This window comes from Haoranjiania flava, from assembly GCF_025631005.1.
GTDB lineage: Bacteria > Bacteroidota > Bacteroidia > Chitinophagales > Chitinophagaceae > Haoranjiania > Haoranjiania flava.
This window is the reverse complement of the sequence record NZ_JAOTPL010000047.1, coordinates 1-1041: the sequence shown is the minus strand read 5'-3', so window position 1 is coordinate 1041 and position 1041 is coordinate 1. Positions and strand designations below refer to the sequence as shown.

The 1041-nt window shown below is 45.4% G+C and carries 1 protein-coding gene; it reads left to right on the top strand.

Features of this window, described 5'->3' with window-relative positions:
• Window positions 1–16: 16 nt before the first annotated feature.
• A partial coding sequence (locus tag OD355_RS13780; protein ID WP_263039076.1) for an IS110 family RNA-guided transposase occupies window positions 17–1041 on the top strand: 1025 nt, incomplete at its 3' end.

Genomic DNA, 1041 nt, shown 5'->3' with positions numbered 1-1041 from the left:
AAAAAAGCGATAAAAGATGGAGACAAAAACACAAACAAATTCTGTAGTAGAATTTGATCAAATTATCAGTCGGGGCTGCGGTCTGGACGTTCATGAAAAGACAGTCGTGGCCACGATAAAAGGCGAAGGGATAGCGGGAGAGACCCGCACCTTCGATACCTTTACGAGTTCTTTGAAAACATTATGCGGGTGGTTAAAAAGCCATGATGTAACGCATGTGGCGATGGAGAGTACAGGAGTATACTGGAAGCCGGTATTCAATATTTTGGCAGATGAGTTTAAAGTGATATTGGTCAATGCGCGTCATTTAAAGAATGTACCTGGCAGGAAGACCGATAAGGCCGACAGCCAGTGGATCTGTAAACTATTGCTGGCAGGCTTGCTGAAAGCCAGTTTTGTTCCTGAAGAAAAGATACGGCAGCTAAGGGATGTAAACCGGTATGCCACCAAACTCACTCAGGATATGGCTTCGGAGAAGAACCGGCTGCAAAAGATACTGGAAGATGCCAATATCAAACTAAGTAGTGTGGTCAATGATGTAACAGGGGTAGTAGCCACCAAACTTATTGCAGGATTAATGGCAGGGCGCAGGGATTTAGAGGCATTGATAGCAGAGAGTTATCATAAGAATTTAAAAGCCAGCGCGGCTCAGTTATTTGAAGCTATCAACGGGAGGTTAACCGATCATCATCGTTTTATGCTCAATCAGATTAATGAGCACATAGAGTACCTGCAGGGCAAGTTATGTGATTTGGAAGCGGAGATGGACAGGCTGTTATGCTGTGAAGATGATCAGCAAAGCGTGGAACTTCTCAAAACGATACCCGGGGTGAATAAAGTGGCAGCCATAAAAATTATTGCCGAAATCGGTACAGAACCGGCAGAAAGTTTTGAAAGCTCCAAGCGGCTGGCTAAGTGGGCAGGTATTTGTCCGGGCAACAATGAAAGCGGAGGCAAAAAGATGAGCGGCCGCACGCCACATGGTAATAAGTATTTGAGAAGTATTTTAACGCAGGTAGCCTGGGCCGCCACGCGAACCAA